Genomic DNA, 260 nt, shown 5'->3' on the forward strand with positions numbered 1-260 from the left:
GAAAGTGCCGGAATTTCAGACATTAATGAATACAGAACGGGGCTTATCTCTTCTACCAGTGTGGGAGGAATGGATATTACTGAAAAATATTTCTACTCCTACGAAGACTTTCCTGAAAAGCAAAAATACATTGACGCTCATGATGCCGGAAATTCCTCATTGGTTATTGCTGATCATTTGGGATTAAAAGGCATGGTTTCTACCATCAGTACGGCTTGCTCATCTGCAGCAAACGCCATTATGATGGGAGCCAAGCTAAT

General features: G+C 41.2%; 1 protein-coding gene. It reads left to right on the forward strand.

Features of this window, described 5'->3' with window-relative positions; all coding sequences use genetic code 11:
• Window positions 1-260: beta-ketoacyl synthase N-terminal-like domain-containing protein (locus tag SB689_RS23470; protein ID WP_410694453.1), on the forward strand; the 260-nt coding region annotated here is incomplete at both ends.

Origin of the sequence: Chryseobacterium sp. SIMBA_038, assembly GCF_046535115.1 — a bacterium.
Lineage (GTDB): Bacteria > Bacteroidota > Bacteroidia > Flavobacteriales > Weeksellaceae > Chryseobacterium.